Annotated in this window: 2 protein-coding genes; one reads left to right on the top strand and one right to left on the bottom strand. The window is 73.5% G+C overall.

All coding sequences use genetic code 11. The annotated features are described in order from the left end of the window. Positions 1-21: 21 nt before the first annotated feature. The gene (locus ACYVE9_RS24265) at positions 22-663 is read right to left on the bottom strand and encodes a TetR family transcriptional regulator (protein ID WP_461030031.1); all 642 of its coding nucleotides are present in this window, start codon (positions 661-663) and stop codon (positions 22-24) included. Between the two features lie 275 nt (positions 664-938). On the opposite strand from ACYVE9_RS24265, the gene ACYVE9_RS24260 reads away from it, so the two are divergent. Then, positions 939-2,084: glycosyltransferase family 4 protein (locus ACYVE9_RS24260; RefSeq protein WP_461030030.1), on the top strand; the 1,146-nt coding region annotated here is incomplete at its 3' end.

Below are 2,084 nucleotides of genomic sequence, written 5' to 3'. Positions count from 1 at the left end.
GGGCGCGCCGGGGACCGGCGCTCAGTTCCCGGGGGCGTCCGGGCCGCGCGGGGCGGGGTCCGGGGCGGTGACGGTGATCAGCCGGCACACGGTCTCGATGTCGGCCCGTACCTGGTCGATCGAGGCGCGCCCGGAGAGCCAGGTGATCAGCGCGGAGTGCCAGGTGTGCTCGATCACCCGGACCACGGACAGCTGTTCGGGGGTGGGCGCGGCCGTCGGGCCCATGGCGTCGACGATGATCGCCGTGGTGAGCCGGGAGACGTTGTCCACCTCGGCGCTCACCGAGCGGTCCGCGAAGGTCAGCGCGCGGACCATGGCCTCCGCCAGGTGCGGCTCGCGCTGCATGGCGTGGAAGGCCCGCATCAGGGTCGAGGCGACCCGGGCCGCGGGGTCCGTCCCGGTCGGCGGCCGCTTGTGCAGCGTGCGGTGCAGCTGCCTCAGCTGGTCCTCCATGGTGGCGACCAGGAGGTGCACCTTCGAGGGGAAGTAGCGGTAGAGCGTGCCCAGCGCCACCTGCGAGGACTCGGCCACCTCACGCATCTGCACCGCGTCGAACCCGCCGCGGCGGGCCAGCCGGGTGCAGGCGTGCAGGATGCGCCGGCGGCGCTCCTCCTGGCGCTCGCTCAGCGGCGGCGGGGCGTGCGACCCGAACCGTGTCGTCATGGGCGCTGCTGGGGGCTCTTCATGGCATGTCACCGGGCTCGCGTGGTCGGGGGCGTCGGGTGGTGGACGTGTGCGGGCGGGGGCGGCGGTGCCTCGGCATGGTGGCAGGCCGTGCACCCGTGGTGCGAATCACCAGGTCCGGCGGTCGCCACCCGGTGACCGGCCGGTAGATTCAGCAGTCGGACGACGGCAGGATAAGCCCGCCGGTGAAACTTGTTCCACCTTGGCGCGAGCGGATACGCTCCCGCGAAAGCCCAGCCTGAAGGGGGCCGCGAGTGACCGCAGAAGCCGTACGGGACACGGTGACCGGCCCCCCGCCCCCCTCGGACGACCCGGACCGCCCGCTGCGCGTCGCGCTGCTCACCTACAAGGGCAACCCGTACTGCGGCGGCCAGGGCGTGTACGTCCGCCACCTCTCCCGGGAACTCGCCAGGCTCGGCCACCGGGTCGAGGTGATCGGCGCCCAGCCCTACCCCGTCATCGACACCGACGCCGGCGTCTCCCTCACGGAGCTGCCCAGCCTGGACCTCTACCGCCAGCCGGACCCGTTCCGCACTCCCGGGCGCGGTGAGTACCGGGACTGGATCGACGCCCTTGAGGTCGGCACGATGTGGACCGGTGGTTTTCCCGAGCCGCTGACCTTCTCGCTCCGCGCCCGCCGCCATCTGGCCGCCCGCCGCGGCGACTTCGACGTGGTGCACGACAACCAGACCCTCGGTTACGGCCTGCTGGGCGACCTGGGTGCCCCGCTGGTCACGACCATCCACCACCCCATCACCGTGGACCGGCAGTTGGACCTCGCGGCGGCACACGGCCTGCGGCGGCAGCTGTCGGTGCGGCGCTGGTACGGCTTCACCCGGATGCAGCGGCGGGTGGCGCGCAGGCTGCCCTCGGTCCTCACCGTGTCGGGCAGTTCCCGGCAGGAGATCGTCGACCACCTGGGGGTGCGCGAGGACCGGGTGCACGTGGTGCACATCGGTGCCGACGCCCGGGTGTTCCGCCCCGACCCGGCGGTGCCGGAGATCCCGGGCCGGATCGTCACCACCTCCAGCGCCGACGTGCCGCTCAAGGGACTGGTGCACCTGGTGGAGGCGCTCGCGAAGACCCGTACCGAGCATCCCGACGCGCACCTGGTGGTGGTCGGCAGACGGGCCGACGACGGGCCGGTCGCGGCGGCCATCCGGCGGTTCGGGCTGTCCGGCGCGATCGAGTTCGTCAAGGGCATCAGCGACGAGGAACTGGCCGACCTGGTCCGCGGTGCGCAGATCGCCTGCGTGCCCTCGCTCTACGAGGGCTTCTCGCTGCCCGCAGCCGAGGCCATGGCCACCGGCACGCCGCTGGTGGCCACCACCGGCGGGGCGCTCCCCGAGGTCACCGGCCGGGACGGCGACACCTGCCTGGCGGTGCCGCCCGGCGACGCG

The sequence above is a fragment of the Streptomyces sparsus genome (genome assembly GCF_054776295.1).
This window is presented reverse-complemented; position numbering and strand designations above follow the sequence as displayed.